The organism is Treponema lecithinolyticum ATCC 700332 (assembly GCA_000468055.1).
Taxonomy (GTDB): Bacteria; Spirochaetota; Spirochaetia; order Treponematales; family Treponemataceae; genus Treponema_C; species Treponema_C lecithinolyticum.
Genome location: KI260554.1, coordinates 251,218 through 265,903, shown reverse-complemented (window position 1 = coordinate 265,903; position 14,686 = coordinate 251,218). Strand labels below are relative to the sequence as shown.

Annotated in this window: 17 protein-coding genes, 2 tRNA genes and 1 other RNA gene; 12 read left to right on the top strand and 8 right to left on the bottom strand. The window is 44.4% G+C overall.

Translation table 11 applies throughout. From position 1 onward, the window contains the following. Window positions 1-20 precede the first annotated feature (20 nt). Window positions 21-1,187, bottom strand: a complete 1,167-nt coding sequence (locus HMPREF9193_RS01870) for a CD0519/CD1768 family membrane protein (RefSeq protein ID WP_040847222.1) — start codon at window positions 1,185-1,187, stop codon at window positions 21-23. A gap of 318 nt (window positions 1,188-1,505) precedes the next feature. Between HMPREF9193_RS01870 and HMPREF9193_RS01865 the strand changes: the two genes are divergently transcribed. From HMPREF9193_RS01865 to HMPREF9193_RS01850, 4 genes are read left to right on the top strand one after another with little or no spacing between them, the layout of a single operon-like run. Then, window positions 1,506-2,066: a helix-turn-helix domain-containing protein gene (locus HMPREF9193_RS01865; protein WP_021686344.1), complete on the top strand. Its 561-nt coding sequence runs from the start codon at window positions 1,506-1,508 to the stop codon at window positions 2,064-2,066. Window positions 2,067-2,118: 52 nt separating this feature from the next. Further along, the gene (gene def / locus HMPREF9193_RS01860; protein ID WP_021686343.1) at window positions 2,119-2,676 is read left to right on the top strand and encodes a peptide deformylase; all 558 of its coding nucleotides are present in this window, start codon (window positions 2,119-2,121) and stop codon (window positions 2,674-2,676) included. After that, complete coding sequence (fmt, locus tag HMPREF9193_RS01855) at window positions 2,670-3,680, top strand: methionyl-tRNA formyltransferase (protein WP_021686342.1); 1,011 nt, start codon at window positions 2,670-2,672, stop codon at window positions 3,678-3,680. The genes def and fmt overlap by 7 nt, the downstream gene beginning before the upstream one ends. Before the next feature lie 22 nt (window positions 3,681-3,702). Continuing rightward, window positions 3,703-4,740, top strand: a complete 1,038-nt coding sequence (locus HMPREF9193_RS01850) for a PASTA domain-containing protein (protein WP_021686341.1) — start codon at window positions 3,703-3,705, stop codon at window positions 4,738-4,740. Window positions 4,741-4,790: 50 nt separating this feature from the next. Here HMPREF9193_RS01850 and HMPREF9193_RS01845 read toward each other — a convergent pair whose 3' ends face one another. Beyond that, entirely contained in the window at window positions 4,791-5,420 is a 630-nt protein-coding gene (locus HMPREF9193_RS01845) for a PrsW family glutamic-type intramembrane protease (RefSeq protein WP_169720445.1), read from the bottom strand. Window positions 5,421-5,478: 58 nt separating this feature from the next. Here HMPREF9193_RS01845 and HMPREF9193_RS10660 point away from each other — a divergent pair, with 58 nt between their 5' ends. Further along, entirely contained in the window at window positions 5,479-6,168 is a 690-nt protein-coding gene (locus tag HMPREF9193_RS10660) for a shikimate kinase (RefSeq protein ID WP_021686339.1), read from the top strand. Here HMPREF9193_RS10660 and HMPREF9193_RS01835 read toward each other — a convergent pair. The 3 genes from HMPREF9193_RS01835 to HMPREF9193_RS01825 all read right to left on the bottom strand — a co-directional run bounded on the left by HMPREF9193_RS01835 (window position 6,165) and on the right by HMPREF9193_RS01825 (window position 7,542). Beyond that, window positions 6,165-6,704: an FKBP-type peptidyl-prolyl cis-trans isomerase gene (locus HMPREF9193_RS01835; protein ID WP_021686338.1), complete on the bottom strand. Its 540-nt coding sequence runs from the start codon at window positions 6,702-6,704 to the stop codon at window positions 6,165-6,167. The two genes, HMPREF9193_RS10660 and HMPREF9193_RS01835, sit on opposite strands and share 4 nt — an antisense overlap. Window positions 6,705-6,721: 17 nt before the next feature. Continuing rightward, entirely contained in the window at window positions 6,722-6,952 is a 231-nt protein-coding gene (locus HMPREF9193_RS01830) for a NifU family protein (RefSeq protein ID WP_021686337.1), read from the bottom strand. A gap of 98 nt (window positions 6,953-7,050) precedes the next feature. After that, window positions 7,051-7,542 (bottom strand): hypothetical protein, encoded by a 492-nt coding sequence (locus HMPREF9193_RS01825; RefSeq protein WP_021686336.1) that lies wholly within the window; start codon window positions 7,540-7,542, stop codon window positions 7,051-7,053. Between the two features lie 52 nt (window positions 7,543-7,594). On the opposite strand from HMPREF9193_RS01825, the gene HMPREF9193_RS01820 reads away from it, so the two are divergent. From HMPREF9193_RS01820 to HMPREF9193_RS01805, 4 genes are all read left to right on the top strand, one after another. Further along, window positions 7,595-8,350 (top strand): N-acetyltransferase, encoded by a 756-nt coding sequence (locus HMPREF9193_RS01820; RefSeq protein ID WP_040847219.1) that lies wholly within the window; start codon window positions 7,595-7,597, stop codon window positions 8,348-8,350. Between the two features lie 80 nt (window positions 8,351-8,430). Continuing rightward, window positions 8,431-9,750, top strand: coding sequence for an MATE family efflux transporter (locus HMPREF9193_RS01815; protein WP_021686334.1), 1,320 nt, complete (start codon window positions 8,431-8,433; stop codon window positions 9,748-9,750). Between the two features lie 11 nt (window positions 9,751-9,761). Next, window positions 9,762-9,983, top strand: coding sequence for a SlyX family protein (locus HMPREF9193_RS01810; protein ID WP_021686333.1), 222 nt, complete (start codon window positions 9,762-9,764; stop codon window positions 9,981-9,983). A 112-nt stretch (window positions 9,984-10,095) separates the two neighbouring features. Continuing rightward, a tRNA-Ala gene (locus HMPREF9193_RS01805) sits at window positions 10,096-10,168 on the top strand. Window positions 10,169-10,322: 154 nt separating this feature from the next. On the opposite strand, the gene HMPREF9193_RS01800 is transcribed toward HMPREF9193_RS01805, so the two are convergent. Further along, complete coding sequence (locus HMPREF9193_RS01800) at window positions 10,323-11,393, bottom strand: formylglycine-generating enzyme family protein (RefSeq protein WP_021686332.1); 1,071 nt, start codon at window positions 11,391-11,393, stop codon at window positions 10,323-10,325. A 179-nt stretch (window positions 11,394-11,572) separates the two neighbouring features. Between HMPREF9193_RS01800 and HMPREF9193_RS01795 the strand changes: the two genes are divergently transcribed. From HMPREF9193_RS01795 to HMPREF9193_RS01785, 3 genes are read left to right on the top strand one after another with little or no spacing between them, the layout of a single operon-like run. Then, the gene (locus HMPREF9193_RS01795; protein WP_021686331.1) at window positions 11,573-11,851 is read left to right on the top strand and encodes an ACT domain-containing protein; all 279 of its coding nucleotides are present in this window, start codon (window positions 11,573-11,575) and stop codon (window positions 11,849-11,851) included. Beyond that, the gene (locus HMPREF9193_RS01790) at window positions 11,832-12,932 is read left to right on the top strand and encodes a glycosyl hydrolase family 18 protein (protein WP_021686330.1); all 1,101 of its coding nucleotides are present in this window, start codon (window positions 11,832-11,834) and stop codon (window positions 12,930-12,932) included. The genes HMPREF9193_RS01795 and HMPREF9193_RS01790 overlap by 20 nt, the downstream gene beginning before the upstream one ends. Window positions 12,933-12,935: 3 nt before the next feature. Continuing rightward, window positions 12,936-14,297, top strand: coding sequence for a PFL family protein (locus tag HMPREF9193_RS01785; protein ID WP_021686329.1), 1,362 nt, complete (start codon window positions 12,936-12,938; stop codon window positions 14,295-14,297). Between the two features lie 58 nt (window positions 14,298-14,355). On the opposite strand, the gene ffs is transcribed toward HMPREF9193_RS01785, so the two are convergent. Beyond that, window positions 14,356-14,453, bottom strand: an RNA gene (gene ffs, locus HMPREF9193_RS10665) — signal recognition particle sRNA small type. Window positions 14,454-14,488: 35 nt separating this feature from the next. Then, window positions 14,489-14,573, bottom strand: a tRNA-Ser gene (locus HMPREF9193_RS01780). Between the last annotated feature and the right edge of the window lie 113 nt (window positions 14,574-14,686).

Below are 14,686 nucleotides of genomic sequence, written 5' to 3'. Positions count from 1 at the left end.
GTTTGCAGCTGCCTCTTAAATTAAAACAAACAAATCAATTTATACAAATAGTTTGCAGCAATACCTGCCGTCAAACCGCCCAAAAGCTGGCACAAAATAGCGGGTTTTACAAATTGCGTTTGTTTAAGCGTATCGAGCATGCCGATATGCGTGCTTAAAAAACCGCTCATGCAAATTCCCATACCGGTAAAAGTTGCAACGGTACCGGCGTTGGCAAAACCGGCAGTTAAAAAGCCTTTGGTTAAACCCATTGCGCTTCCTACTGCACCCAGCGCAGTAAACGGATAAGCGAGCAATTCGGGAACGTTAAAGCCCCACAAAAAACGGGCAACCGGTAAAAAATATGCACCGATTCTAGGAAGCAGTTTTACCCCTTCGTAAGCAGCTCCGATATATTCGCCGTTTTCCCCTGCAGGTCCGAAGGTTAAAATCATTACAAAAGTACAAATTAAAACGGTTCCGGAAGCGCATGCCAAACCCAAAGAAACGCCGGATTTTGCTCCCTCCATCAATGCCGACATAAAACGTTCAAAACTGCCGCCCGCACGCACTTTGCGCATATTTAAACCGGCATCTTTTGCCGTTATCTTATATTTTCTGTCTTCCTTGTAGTAGCGTTTTGCAATAAGAAGCATAACCCGCACCGAAACAATACCGCCGATAATCGCTCCGATATTGCCGATCAATACGGCAGAAAAATATTCTTTTCCCAAGCTAAGCATATAAGCGGTAACGATAAGCCCCATACCGAACGTTGTGCCGAAGTTTGTATACGTAGCTTTTTCAGCGGGGGTAAAATAGCGGTCGAATTCTTCGTCGGCTGCTAAAGATAAAATTGCAGGATTATCGGAAATATACGTAGTAACCGCACCGAGAGCTGCCGCTCCGGGTAAGCCAAACAGCGGGCGCATAACCGGAGAAATGATTTTATTTACCAAAGCTATAACACCGAATTCTGCCATAACGCTGGCAACGGCTCCCGCTAAAATAGCAACCGCCATAATGTAAAAAGACGTATTCATCAATACGTCATGACCCGTTTTCATCATAACGCTGAAAACGATATCCATTCCCATAACGTGTCCCAAATAACCGAAAAGCAAGCCGATAACTGCCAAGGTTATAAAGGCTTCCACACCGATAGCTTTTTTTAAGCCGGTTTTAGCTTCCGCCGATCCATCTGCCATGTTCAGCGCCTCCTTTGTTGCGTAACGCATAGCACAAAGTGCAATAGCATTACAATAAAATTGTATCTATAAAAAAGAGTATATCACATCATTGTAAATTACGCAATCATAAAAATGAAAAATTTAAATAAAATTTTATAAACAAATTCATTTTTATGAAATTTCGATAAACCGTATCATACAGCGTATACGTACGTGTTAACGCAAAATCGCAGCTCTCTTCTATATTGTTCAATTTTGCTTTTCCGTTTTAAATAATATTTGTTTATTGAAATAAATACAAAAAGGGTATAATATAAAAAATCAAAAGGATAAATTATGAAACAGGAAGCCGGCAAGTGGCTAAAAAAACTACGCACGGAAAGACAAATAACCTTGGAACAATTGAGTAAAAAAACGGGATTGTCTGTCGGTTTTTTATCTCAGTTTGAAAGAGGTTTAACATCGATTGCGATAGACACTTTGGAAAAAATAGCTTCGGTGTTCAATGTTACCATCGATTATTTTATTTCTCCTAAAAAAACGCAGCCATCGGTTATATTAAAAAGTTATGCACTTAACGTCAGCGATATTATAAGTTCAAATATTATAATCCGTGCAATCAACAACAATATTACGGATAAAGTGCTTTTTCCCCGTTTAATTGAAATTCTGCCGCTCCCGGAAAACGAACCGATAAAAACATATACTCACGAAGGGGAAGAGTTTATTTACGTTTTGGAAGGTGTTCTTACATTACTGCACAAAAATCAAGAATACACACTTTATCCGGGAGATTCGGCACACTATGCATCTACCGAAAAACATAATTGGACGAATAAAACAAATAACGTGGTAAAATTTTTGTGCGTAAGCACACCGAATCCGCTCGCAAAATAAAAACCTGAGCGCTCCTTGACCCGATTTTTAGATTTATATACTATATAAGTATATGAAGATTTTTCTTTTAGGCGAAGAAGTGCTGCGCAAAAAAGCGCTTCCCGTTGAACAGATAAATGACGATATCCGCAGTTTAACCGTCCAAATGTTCGATACGATGAAAAAAAGCAACGGTATCGGTTTGGCAGCTCCTCAAATCGGTATAAGCTTACGTTTGTTTGTAGCCGACATCGGAGATGACGTTAAACACGTATTTATAAATCCGCAAATAACGCAAACGTCGTCTGAAACCGAATTTTATGAAGAAGGCTGCCTTTCCATTCCGCAAATATACGAAAAAATCGAACGCCCTAAAAAAGTTTGGGTGCAAGCTTTTAACGAACAGGGCAAACCTTTTACACTTGAAGCAGACGGACTTTTGGCGCGGGTTATTCAACACGAATACGATCATTTGAACGGCGTACTGTTTATAGACCGCGGCGACAGCGATTTTAAGCAAAAAACGGTTGAAGCGTTTAAACGCCGAGAAATACGAAAAGCGCTTAAAGACAGCCAAAAAAAAGCAAAACAAGCAAAAATCGCGGCAAAAAAGGCAGCGCGCCTGTGCTAAAAATTCTTTATGCGGGAAGCCCCGCAGTTTCGGCAACGGTTTTGGAAAATCTTATCGCATCGGGAAAAACCGATATTGTCGGCGTGCTAACCAATGCCCCAGCTCCTGCAGGACGAAGCGGCACATGTAAACCGACACCGGTTGCACAGGCGGCGCACAAAGCAAACATCCGCGTACTGGATCCGGAAAAACTTGATGCTGCGCTTCGCGAAAAAGTTGCCGCTTTTCGTGCGGACATATTGGTATGTTTTGCATACGGAAAAATTTTCGGTCCGAAATTCCTTTCGCTTTTTGCACATGGCGGAATAAATTTACACCCTTCTCTTTTACCTAAATATCGCGGCTGCGCGCCGATACCGGCTGCCATCCTTGCAGGAGAAACAAAAACGGGCGTAAGCGTACAGCGCATAGCGGAAAAAATGGATACAGGCGATATTTTAGCGCAAACGGAACTGCTTATACGCGACAATTCTACAGCGCAAACCCTTTTAAACGAAGCGGCGGAAACGGGAAGCCATTTATTGCTCGACGTATTAAACGGCATAGAAAACGGAACGGTACACGCAGTCGCCCAAACGGAAAAAGACGCATCGTATTGCAGCATGATACAAAAAGAAGACGGTCTTTTAAATTGGACAAACAGCGCCTGTTCGCTGTGCCGGCAAGTCCGGGCTTTGCAGCCGTGGCCGGGGACCTACACATATGCACAAAATTCCCTTTTGTATATAAAAAAAGCTTGTGTGTATGAAGCGGACATGCCTTTACGGCAAAACAATGTACAAAGCAGCGCTAAAACTCAAAACGGCGCAAAAGAAAAAAAGCTTGAGCCGGGAACTGTAGTCGGTATAGACAAAAACATCGGAATTTTGGTACAAACAGGAGACGGAATTCTTGCCGTACAAGAACTGCAGCGTCAATCAAAAAAAAGTCTTATGTGGAAAGATTTTTTAAACGGCTGCCGTACCTTTATCGGCTGCCGCTGTACCGAAGCACAAAATAATTAACGGCAATTAAAGGAATGAAAATATGAAATCAAAATGGTATGAAAAAGTAATTGAATTCGGAGTAAATCTCGACAAAACCGAAATAGCCCTCAGAGCAAACCGCACATTGATTTTTACAATCGTTTTAATAATGGCTGCCATAATGCTTTTGGGCACAGCTGCCGCTTTTTTTATAAGCGTTAAAAGCCCCGAACGGGTTATGGTGCCCGACGTTACCGGAACCGAACTTACCGAAGCGCTTCAGGAAATGCAAGTAAAGCAGCTGTACCCCAAAATACAAATGCGCTATTCAAACAGCCCGGAAGAAAAAGGCACTGTACTTGAACAAAGCCCTGCAGGCGGCACTATCGTAAAAGCAGGACGCCGCATACAGTTAACTGTCAGTCAGGGCGCTGTTATCGACCGCGTGGAAAACTACGTCGGTATGAAAATCGACGACGTGCGTATGCAATTGCAAACCTTGTTTGCAGCATCGACTACACCCATAATAAAGTTGTCCGATGCCCCTATCTATAAAACAAATGCGGCAGAAGCGGGAACAGTTTTAGAGCAAAACCCCGCGCCGAACAGCGCATTAACCGGACCGGTTACGCTGCAATTGGTTGTTTCATCCGGTCCCGGCGGCGAAGAAGTAAACGTGCCCGACATTACCGGGATTTCGCTAAACGATGTGCTTTTAACTATAAGCCGTACAAAACTTATTTTTGACTTTACCGTGCAAAGCACACAAAACGAACAGGAAGCGGGAACCGTGCTTTCTCAAAAAACGCCGAAAGAACGGGAGCGCTTGAGCGCATATTCGCGCATTGAAGCCGTTATTGCACTTCCGGAAACGGTAATAAACGGCACCGTATACGGCTTAATAGAAGAAAATTTGCCGCCGTATCCCTATGCGCTTCCGGTTGAATTAACGGCAGAGCCGCCGGACAGCGCACCCTATACAGTGGTTACGCTGCAGCATATCGGAGGTCATTTTACCGTTCCGTATGCCGTACCCAGACACAGCCGCCTTACACTTAAAGTTTCGGGCAACCCGATAAAACACTACACGGCAGACTAGAGTAAAGCCGAAGCTCGCTTACGGCAATACGCTGCGCTTATCAAAACCGCTTAAGATTCGGTATAAAACGAGCGCAGCTGTATTAAGGCAAACAACAAAGCTGCAAGCGAAAACCACCACAAAAACCCGTTAAAACCGGCAAAAAAATTGTATATGCCGTGACAAAATACCGCTGCGCAAAAAGCGGCAAACTGCGCTTTTCGTTTGCGTGTTTTATTTTTTGCTGTCCACACAAAAATACCTGACAAACCAGCACACAACGCGTGTAGAACAGCTGCCGTGCACAAACGCAAAGCGCTGTAATGGGTACCGGCAACAAAATACATAACGGCTTCAAAAGAACCGACCGTTCCGCCTGCAATAACGGCACAAGCAATAAAAACCGACAGCTTTATTTTTTTTGCCGGCAAAAAAAATAAAAAAAGCATTTTAACCGCTTCTTCGATTAAACCGTTAAATATCAAAGCTTCGGCAAGCAAAGACGGCATACTCGATACGGAAAACCAATCCGTTTGCTGCAAAATATACTGAACGATAATAATAGGAACAATTGCCGCAAAACCCGCGGCAACCGCCCAGCCGGCTTGAGACAGCCGAAAAGACGATATTTTTATAAGCGAAAAAACAATTTCCACAATCAGCGGAGCAAAACACAAAGCAAGCGTTATATACATTTTCATTACCCTATCATAACAAAAAGTCTGTACATGGGCAATAAAAAAGCGTATACTGCTCAGCGTGAAACGCTGCATTATTTTAACCGGAATAAAACACGCGGGAAAAACAAGCGCAGCCCGTGCATTGGCACTGCATGTAAACGCACCTTTTTTTGATATCGACGAATTGATAGAAAAGTCTGTAAAAATGAGCTGTCGCGAGCTATACGCAGCGCACGGACAAGCTGCGTTTCAAAAAGAAGAATTTAAAGCGTGCCGCCTTTTTTGCACAGCGGTAAAAAAGTACGGGACAACGGGCACAGAAAGTACAGCCAGTGCAAAATATATAGTCGGCGCAGAGGGTACAGACAGCGAAGAAAGCACAAACGGCTTCGATACACAGTCGGTACATCAAAACGGATCGGCAAAAACCGGCTATTCTTTGAGCGCTGTCGCTATTGCTGCTGCCGGCGGTGGTATATGCGACAACAAAAAAGCTTTTGAACTTTTGCATAAAACCGGTTTTTTTATATATTTAAGATCGACGGAAAAAATCTTATTTGAGCGAATTATAAGCGAAAGCAAAAAAACGGGAAGTTTCCCTGCTTACATTGACAACTTTCACCGCGTGTATACACGCAGAGATAATTTGTACAAACAAAACGCAGACAGTATTATTGACGTTTCGAAGTTAAACAAAACAAAAGTGTGCCTCGCCGTATACGAGGCTGCACAAGCTTTACTTTTAGGCGTCCGCCAAACAAAACCTTAAAAACCGCATCCGCAGCAGCCGCTCGAACAACCGCCGTCGGAACCGCCGCAACCTGACGAACAGGAACCGCATGAGCAGCCGCCGATACATTCATTGATTTCTTCGTCAGAAGCATCGCGTACATCGTTTACCGTTACGTCAAAAAACAAAGTTTTTCCAGCCAGTTCGTGGTTTGCATCGACAGTAATATTATCTCCGTCAACTTTTGTTACGGTTACAACGCGGTTATGTAAACCGCTTCCCGCTTCAAACTTCATACCAACCGTAATATCGGCATTGCTTTCAAAATTCGATTTAGGCAGCGTAACCACCAAATCCTGAGAATATTCTCCGTAAGCTTCGGCAGGAGCAACGCTTAGCGAAAAACTGTCGCCGGCTTGTTTTCCTTCAAGCTCTTTTTCCAGTCCGTATATTAAATTACCGTAGCCGTGCACATACTCCAAAGGAGTTCCGTTTTCCGAGCTGTCAAGTATTTCACCGTTTTCATCTTTTAACGTATAGTCGATGGAAACCCGTTTATTTTTTTCAATTTGCATAATCTTTAAAATATCCTTTAAAAAACCTGTACTACTTCCGTTACTTCAGGAATTTTATCTTTTAAAAACCGTTCAACCCCTTGTTTGAGCGTCATCGTTGCCATAGGACAACCGCCACACGCACCGGTTAATCTGACGGCAACTTTACCGCCTTCAAGCAACTCTACAAATTCAATATCGCCGCCGTCGGCTTGCAACTGCGGCCGTATGTAATCGAGGTTTTCTTTTACCTGTTCTTCAAGCGTCATCGTTTAACTCCTGCAGTTATCAAAAACATTCTCGTTTTTCGGTTTTTAATAACTATTAGCTTTAACTAATATACACTTTTGCCGGAAATCGGGTCAAGTCACACCGTTTCGCGTTCCAAAGGACAGTGTAAGTATTGCGCCGTTTTTTGGGCTTTACGCTCAAGCGCATGCTGTTTTGATTTTTTTACAAAGTCCATATCGCACAGTACGCTTGCGTCTCGAGAACACAAAGAGCAACGCAGGGCAAAAAGAACACCGGCGCGCGGCAAAAGAAAAAGGCGCACACAGCCGATATCGGCAAAGGGGATTTCTTTTTTTTTATAAAAACAGGCAAAACCGTTTTTGTGCACTAATTTTTTTTCCGTATCGTCAAATATAAAACAATCGCGGTATATACACGCGCTTAGGCACAACAAAAACACCGCCGCACCAACACACAGGGCAGCAGGCGAAAGCGTTTTACCGGAAAAGCCATCGAAAAACCCAAAAGAAAAAGGTACAACCAAAACCGCAATAAAAGCTGCTGCAAGCCGAATTGCAGGATTGATTGTCCAAATCAAGTGCCCTTTTTTATTTTTATAGCATATCACGCAAGTAAGTATAATGATAGCTTTTTTTGTTGTAAAGATATATAGTACAAAGATGGATTACCGCTTTCGTCCGTACACGGCAAAAGACCGCATTCCGTGCAGCGCAATCAGCGCTCCCACGTGGCGCTTTGATTTTTATTTTCCTCAAATCGATACGAGCCGGTTAAACAACTTTGTTTTCGATATGCTGCGCCTTCACAGTAACTACACCGATATTGCAGTACAAAAAAGTGGAAACCCCATAGGCTTTTTATTTGCTCGGATAAAAACAAAAGGGCTTTTGTGCAAATTACTCGAGTTTGGGTACAGCGCAGGCTTTACAGTAAAAAACGCTTTTTTATGGCTGTTCGGCGCTTTCGGAAAGCGGAGTACGGCTTACCGCGTTTTTAAAGACTATAAACGCATTCAAAAAATATTGCTGCGATCCTGTGCATACAACAGCGAAATTACAGCCCTTTTTGTAGATGCGGCGCAACAGGGTAACGGAATTGCCAAAAAACTTTTAGAGCGTTTTTATTCCCATTGTACCGCCTGCGCTGCCGATACTGCAGATACTGCAAGCGCACAAAGCAAAAATGATCACCGCACCGTGCTTATAACGGACACTGATTGCAATTACGCTTTTTACGATTCGCAAGGTTTTACCCTGCTAAAAAAAATAAAAGGAACTTTGGGCATTTTTGCAGAACCTACAGTAAAAAGTCCTGCACAACAAATTGAAAAAAAAGTGTCCGCTTCCGATACGGATCTTTGCCGTACGCATGCGGATAAAACGGCGTTTATTTTTTTATACGGGAAACAATTGTGACATACGCTTCATCAAAAAGTCTCCGTCTTTTAGGACCGCTCAGTTTTTATAAAAAAGCGCTTTGCTTGTCTTTGCCGGTTATGGCGCAAGTGCTTATTCAAAACATGGTTTCTCTTATCGATAATTTTATGGTTGCCGGATTAGGCGACGTTAAAATGTCGGGGGTAAACATCGCCGGACAAATCAATTTTGTTTTTTTAATATTCATAGCTTCGCTGTGCGTTTCCGGCGGTATTTTTATGTCGCAATATAACGGTGCAAAAAACACAGCCGGCATGCAGCAAGCCTTCCGCTTTAAAATAATCATCACCGTATCGGCGGCTTTTTTATATACGCTGTTTTGTTACTTAAAACCGCAAAGCGTGCTTGCTTTAATGGTACGCGGCAATATGCAAAGCGAACAAATCGTCGTGCAAGCTTCCGCTTATATGAAAATCGCCGCATTTACATGGATTCCCGCTGCAATTGCAACTTCCATCGGTACTTCCATGCGAGAAATCGGGAAAGTCCGCCAGCCTTTGCTCATTTCCGTTTTTGCAACGCTCGTTAACACTTTTTTTAATTGGATTTTTATTTACGGCAATCTAGGGGCTCCCCGATTGGAAGTGCAAGGGGCTGCCATCGCCACCATTATTGCCCGCTGTTTTGAAGCGCTCACTTTTATTGTATACATTCGAATTAAAAAACCGCCGTTTTACTCGCGCTGGTGCGATATATTAAAAGTCCGCATACAATTGTTTTTTTCGATTTTATCGCGCTCGGGAATGATTTTATTGTCCGATATGGCATGGGTTATGAGCGAAACGGTGGTCAGCGCATTATATAACAGCCGCGGCGGAGCAGAAATCGTTTCGGGTATGTCGGCAGGCTTTGCAATTGCAAATTTATTTTTTGTATGCTTTAACGGCATCAACACGTCAATCGGCGTTATAATGGGCAGCGCTTTAGGTGCAAACGAATTGGAAAAAGCCAAACTGCAAAAAAACTGGCTGTTAACCGGTGCCTTCTTATTCGGCAGCGCAATGGGAATTATGGGCAGCTTTACCACACTTTTAATTCCGATTGTGTTCTCCAATTTAAGCGCACAATCGCATGCGGTTACCCGCAGTTTGGTTTTTATGACAGCCGCCTATATGCCGCTGTGGACATATTTAAACGCACAATTTGCCGTATCGCGTACGGGCGGGGATACAGTTATGGGCATTGTTACCGATGTGTTTATCAATGTATTTGCCGTACTACCCGGAATGGTTTTGCTTACCTTTTTTACATCGCTCGGACCGGTAAGTATGTATGCGCTTGTAAAAACAACCGACTTTGCCAAAGTTTTTATTGCGCACAGCTGGTTAAAAAAAGAACGCTGGGTAAAAAACCTTGCCGCAAAAGAAAATCTTTTATAAAGGAATATTCGATGAACAAGTGTGAAAACCAAACGGAAGAACGCTTTAACCTTTTGGAAATAAAAATTGCATACCTTGAGGACTTTATAAATAAACTGCAGGATGTGACACTCAAGCAGGATAAAACCCTGCAATCTTTGGAATACGAACAGCGTCGTTTGCAGCAAAAAATAGCCGATATTACGGAAAACGCCTCACAAAACATCCCCGACGCCCGCCCTCCGCACTATTGACACTTACGAAAAAAACATGCAAAAAATTGATTTTTTGTAAAAAAATAAGCCGGAGCCAATACCTTAAAAGCCCTTGCCATAAACGCCCGTATACGCTATAGTATGCTTATCTGGGGTATTAGCTCATCTGGTAGAGCGATTGGTTCGCAATCAATAGGTGGTCGGTTCGAGTCCGATATACTCCAATTTAATTGCTTGTAATGTAAACATTTACATCTCCTTTCCCTCTTTGTTTCAGTATTGAAGTGAATAAAATGGGCATAAACTAAGCGATATATTTTAGCCGATACCGATCTTTGAAGAAAACAGATAGCGCCCATAGACTACGGGCGCTTCAGATTAGGGGCGGTACACCAGGCGAAAGCCTTGCGTGTTGTCGCTGGTGCCGCCGGGGTTGCCGTTGCCCCGAGAGCCTACCGTGCAGCCGGTTGCTCTGTCGGAGTAACGGCCGCCGCGTTTAACACGGTTGGTACCCGAAGGGGGACCTTGCGGATCCGTTTCAGCAACGGCCGTTATCGTTCCGTTCCAATCCCAGCACCACTCATAGGCATTCCCGCTCATGTCGTATAAGCCCAGAGCATTCGCTGCCTTGCGTGCAACGGCAGCAGTTTTTGCCGGTCGGGATACCCAACCGGTACCGTTATACCATTCTTTATATACGGCAACCCTGTCAAGTTCATCCCGTAAACTTCCCCAACTTTCGCCTGAGGGAAGATTCTGTCCCTGAAAACCGGCAGGTTTTTTTGCGCCGCTGGCGCTGTTCAATTTGGTAAGCCATACGCTTCCGTATTGTTCGGCATTTGTGTTGTCGCTTCCCTGCCAACGGGCAGCGTATTCCCACTCGGCTTCAGTGGGCAGGCGGAAGCCTTTTTTAGCCATATCGGCATAGGCTGCGTTGCATGCGGTTGTATCGGTTGCGTTTTTTAAGACGGCGCTGTCGCTGCTGCTTTTTCGGTACACGCATTCGGCTTCACCTTTTATTTTGTGGGTGTATGCGTTGCACCAAATGATGCAGTCATGCCAGTTTACATTTGTTACCGGCTCTCTGCCGCTGCCGCTTGTGCTGCTGCCCGCCTGTCCCGCATTTGCAAACCTATACCCGTTTTCGGGCTGCACTGCCCAATCGTACACGGCTTTCCAAAGATTATACGTAACCTCTGTTTTGCCGATGCTATAGGCGCTTAAAGTTACCGTGCGTCCTGCAATAAATACGCCTTTGTAAAAGGGCTGTGCTCCGGGCATGGGATATGTAGGGTCCGTACCGGTAATGACACCGGCAGGTACCGGCGCAAATTCATAAGGAACGGGGGCATACCCGCCTCCGGCTTGCGTTCCGTGGTTGCAGGCTGCTGTGATAAAGATCGCGGTAAGTGCTAAAGCACATAACAAAGATATTTTTAATTTTTTCATAACGATTCTCCTATTTTGCTTTTTTAACTTTCACACCCTCAGCATACAATATGTAATACTTTTTGTAAACTTATTTTTTTATTTTCTCAACGCGATTCTTCTGCAAGCCTTTGCCCTGTGTTCGCACAGTTTTGAAACACACCATTGACCGGCAAGCAGTGAACGGGTACAATAAACGCATGAATGCTGCAAACGTTATTATCACCGTTTCGGGAACCGATCAAGTCGGTATTATTTCAAAAGTAAGTTCTTCCTTGTCATCCTACAACATCAATATAGCCGATATAAGTCAAACAGTTTTGTCGGGCAATTTTGTTATGATGATGGTTGCGGATCTATCGGCTTCTTCCATTCTTATTGAAGATTTACGCACAAACATGAACGCACTCGGAGAAAGTTTAGGCGTAGACATACACATTATGCACGAACGGGTATTCAATGCAATGCACCGTATTTAAAAAATACGGCATTTTTTTAAGCTGTATTATTTTATTTTCATGCATATCGGCACCGCATACAACGCAGATTGAAGTCGAAAAAAACAGCGAACAAACACTTGCCGAAAAACAAGAAATAGAAGAACAAGATATATACGAACCGGGCTACACCGATTTTTTTGAAAGCATAGCTTTTGGCGAAGTGTGGACGTATATTCACAACGGGCAAGAACAGTATTTAAAAAACGATATTCCCGTAACGGATATAGGTTATTTCGGCGCACAAATAAATTACCGCGGTGCGCTTTCCGCCGTTCCGGATGCACGCAAACTAAGTTTTTTTCCGGCGCGCATGCATTTGGTTGTAACATGCAATCACTACGGCATGACCCACATCGTACTGTCTCCCGATTACCCGCTGCGGCGCGCTTTTATAGCCGACTTAATACAAGAAGCATACGACAAAAAATACGACGGTATCCAAATCGATTTTGAAATGGTACTTGCCGACGATGAAGAAAACTTTTTAAGTTTTTTAAGCGATTTAAAACATGCGCTCAAAGCAAAAAAAAGAAGTACCGGCAAACGAATGGTTTTATCGGCGGCACTTCCGGCACGTACAAAAAAACTGTCGCGCGACGCATACGATTACGCAAAAATCACCGCTTTGGTAGACCGAGTATTCGTTATGGCTTATGACGAACACTGGAGCAGAGGTGTTCCCGGTCCGGTAGCTTCTTTTAAATGGTGTCAAAATATTGCAGAATATGCACTTACTTCCGTCGGCACGGAAAAATTGATTATGGGACAGCCTTTTTACGGTAGAACGTGGGGAAACGTAAATCCCAATAAAGCGTTTTTTTATTCAGGCATACAGCGGCAATTGCAGGAATTCGAAATAACCGGCATTGAACGAACCGAAGGTGTGTCGCGTTTTTCGTACACCGTTCCGCTTACCGTAACCGGCTACTTTGACGATGCAAAATCAATTGCCGAGCGTTCAAAGCTGTACAAAGATATGGGCGTTGTATCGACAGGCTTTTGGTGTTTGGGACAAGAAGACCCTGCCGTGTGGGATTATATAAGTATTAAAAAGGAATAAAGTATGCTGTTTTCACCCGGAGAAATTCAAGAAACGGTAAATATGTTTATGCGCTACAAACTCGATGTGCGCGCGATCACTATGGGAGTATCGCTTCGCGATTGCTGCAGTACGTCGGGAAAAGAAAGCCGCAAAAAAATATACGACAAACTAATGAAATACTGTGCAAAGCTTGCACAAACGGGAAAAGACATAGAAAACGAATTCGGCGTTCCCATTATAAACAAACGCATAGCGGTAACTCCGATTGCGCTCGTTGCCGAAAGCTCAGGTGAAAAAAGCTACGTTGAATGGGCAGTTATGCTGGATAAAGCTGCAAAAGAACTGAATGTCGATTTTATCGGCGGATTTTCGGCGCTTGTACACAAGGGTATAACCGACGGCGACCGTATTCTTATGCAGTCCATACCGGAAGCATTGTCTGTAACCGACCGGGTGTGTGCTTCGGTTAATATAGGATCAACCAAAAGCGGTATCAATATGGACGCCGTAAAAGATATGGGCGAAATTATTGTCGAAGCAGCGCGACGCAGTGCGGATAAAAACGGTTTAGCTTGTGCAAAATTGGTTGTGTTTTGCAATGCACCGGAAGACAATCCGTTTATGGCGGGAGCTTTTTACGGACCGGGAGAAGGAAATGCGGTGTTGTCGGTCGGTGTGTCCGGACCGGGTGCTGTTGTTGCCGCATGCAAAGAATATGAAGGCTGCCCGCTGGACGTATTGGCGGACGGTATAAAAAGAACGGCGTTTAAAATAACTCGTATGGGGCAGCTGGTCGGAAGCGAAGCTGCAAAAAGGCTCGGTGTCGATTTCGGCATACTCGACCTTTCGCTTGCACCGACACCCGAAGTCGGCGATTCGGTTGCCCGCGTTTTGGAACACATGGGTTTGGAACGCGCCGGAACTCCGGGCACAACAGCCGCTTTGGCGCTTTTAACCGACATGGTAAAAAAAGGCGGGGTAATGGCGAGCACCAATGTCGGCGGACTTTCCGGTGCCTTTATTCCCGTATCTGAAGACGAAGGTATGATTGCAGCGGTTAAAGACGGCGCCATCAACCTTGAAAAACTTGAAGCGATGACGTGCGTATGTTCTGTCGGCTTGGATATGATAGCCGTTCCCGGAGACACAAAGGCGGCAACCTTAAGCGGTATAATAGCAGACGAAGCTGCAATCGGCATGGTAAACAATAAAACGACGGCAGTCCGCGTCATTCCGGTTCCGGGCAAAAAAGTCGGAGACTGGGCTCAGTTTGGCGGGTTATTGGGAGGCGCTCCGGTTATGGCGGTAAATACTTTTTCTTGCGACGGCTTTATAAAGCGCGGCGGAAGAATTCCCGCCCCCATCCACAGCTTCCGCAATTGACAATGCATGTACGTGCGTGCGCAGCATAACACAGCGCAAAACAAAAAAGCCCTTCCAAAGAGCCCAGGCGATCTACGGCACAGAAAGCGACTTTCTACCGCTGCTTCCTTCCGGATCTGACGGGGTTTGAAAACGTTCCTTGCATAGGACCTGGACTCATTGAAAGAGCCTGCATAAAAAAGCTCACGCTGCGGAGAGAGGGGGATTCGAACCCCCGGTACCTTTCAGTACACAGCCTTTCCAAGACTGCACCATCGACCGCTCGGACATCTCTCCAAAACAAAACTTCATAACAAACAAGCATCCTTTACCTACACACAATAATAAGCAAACGGTGCGGGTAAAGTACGCTGATGAGCGGAGAGAGGGGGATTCGAACCCCCGGTACC

Bases quoted from the DNA above. Each gene is read 5' to 3' on its own strand.
- HMPREF9193_RS01865 (WP_021686344.1), top strand. From the start codon at position 1,506: ATGAAACAGGAAGCCGGCAAGTGGCTAAAAAAACTACGCACGGAAAGA.
- HMPREF9193_RS01800 (WP_021686332.1), bottom strand. From the start codon at position 11,393: ATGAAAAAATTAAAAATATCTTTGTTATGTGCTTTAGCACTTACCGCG.
- HMPREF9193_RS01845 (WP_169720445.1), bottom strand. From the start codon at position 5,420: ATGAAAATGTATATAACGCTTGCTTTGTGTTTTGCTCCGCTGATTGTG.
- HMPREF9193_RS01870 (WP_040847222.1), bottom strand. From the start codon at position 1,187: ATGGCAGATGGATCGGCGGAAGCTAAAACCGGCTTAAAAAAAGCTATC.
- HMPREF9193_RS01815 (WP_021686334.1), top strand. From the start codon at position 8,431: ATGGCGCAAGTGCTTATTCAAAACATGGTTTCTCTTATCGATAATTTT.
- HMPREF9193_RS01820 (WP_040847219.1), top strand. From the start codon at position 7,595: ATGGATTACCGCTTTCGTCCGTACACGGCAAAAGACCGCATTCCGTGC.
- def (WP_021686343.1), top strand. From the start codon at position 2,119: ATGAAGATTTTTCTTTTAGGCGAAGAAGTGCTGCGCAAAAAAGCGCTT.
- HMPREF9193_RS01835 (WP_021686338.1), bottom strand. From the start codon at position 6,704: ATGCAAATTGAAAAAAATAAACGGGTTTCCATCGACTATACGTTAAAA.
- HMPREF9193_RS01790 (WP_021686330.1), top strand. From the start codon at position 11,832: ATGCAATGCACCGTATTTAAAAAATACGGCATTTTTTTAAGCTGTATT.
- HMPREF9193_RS01785 (WP_021686329.1), top strand. From the start codon at position 12,936: ATGCTGTTTTCACCCGGAGAAATTCAAGAAACGGTAAATATGTTTATG.
- HMPREF9193_RS01850 (WP_021686341.1), top strand. From the start codon at position 3,703: ATGAAATCAAAATGGTATGAAAAAGTAATTGAATTCGGAGTAAATCTC.
- HMPREF9193_RS01810 (WP_021686333.1), top strand. From the start codon at position 9,762: ATGAACAAGTGTGAAAACCAAACGGAAGAACGCTTTAACCTTTTGGAA.
- HMPREF9193_RS01795 (WP_021686331.1), top strand. From the start codon at position 11,573: ATGAATGCTGCAAACGTTATTATCACCGTTTCGGGAACCGATCAAGTC.
- HMPREF9193_RS01830 (WP_021686337.1), bottom strand. From the start codon at position 6,952: ATGACGCTTGAAGAACAGGTAAAAGAAAACCTCGATTACATACGGCCG.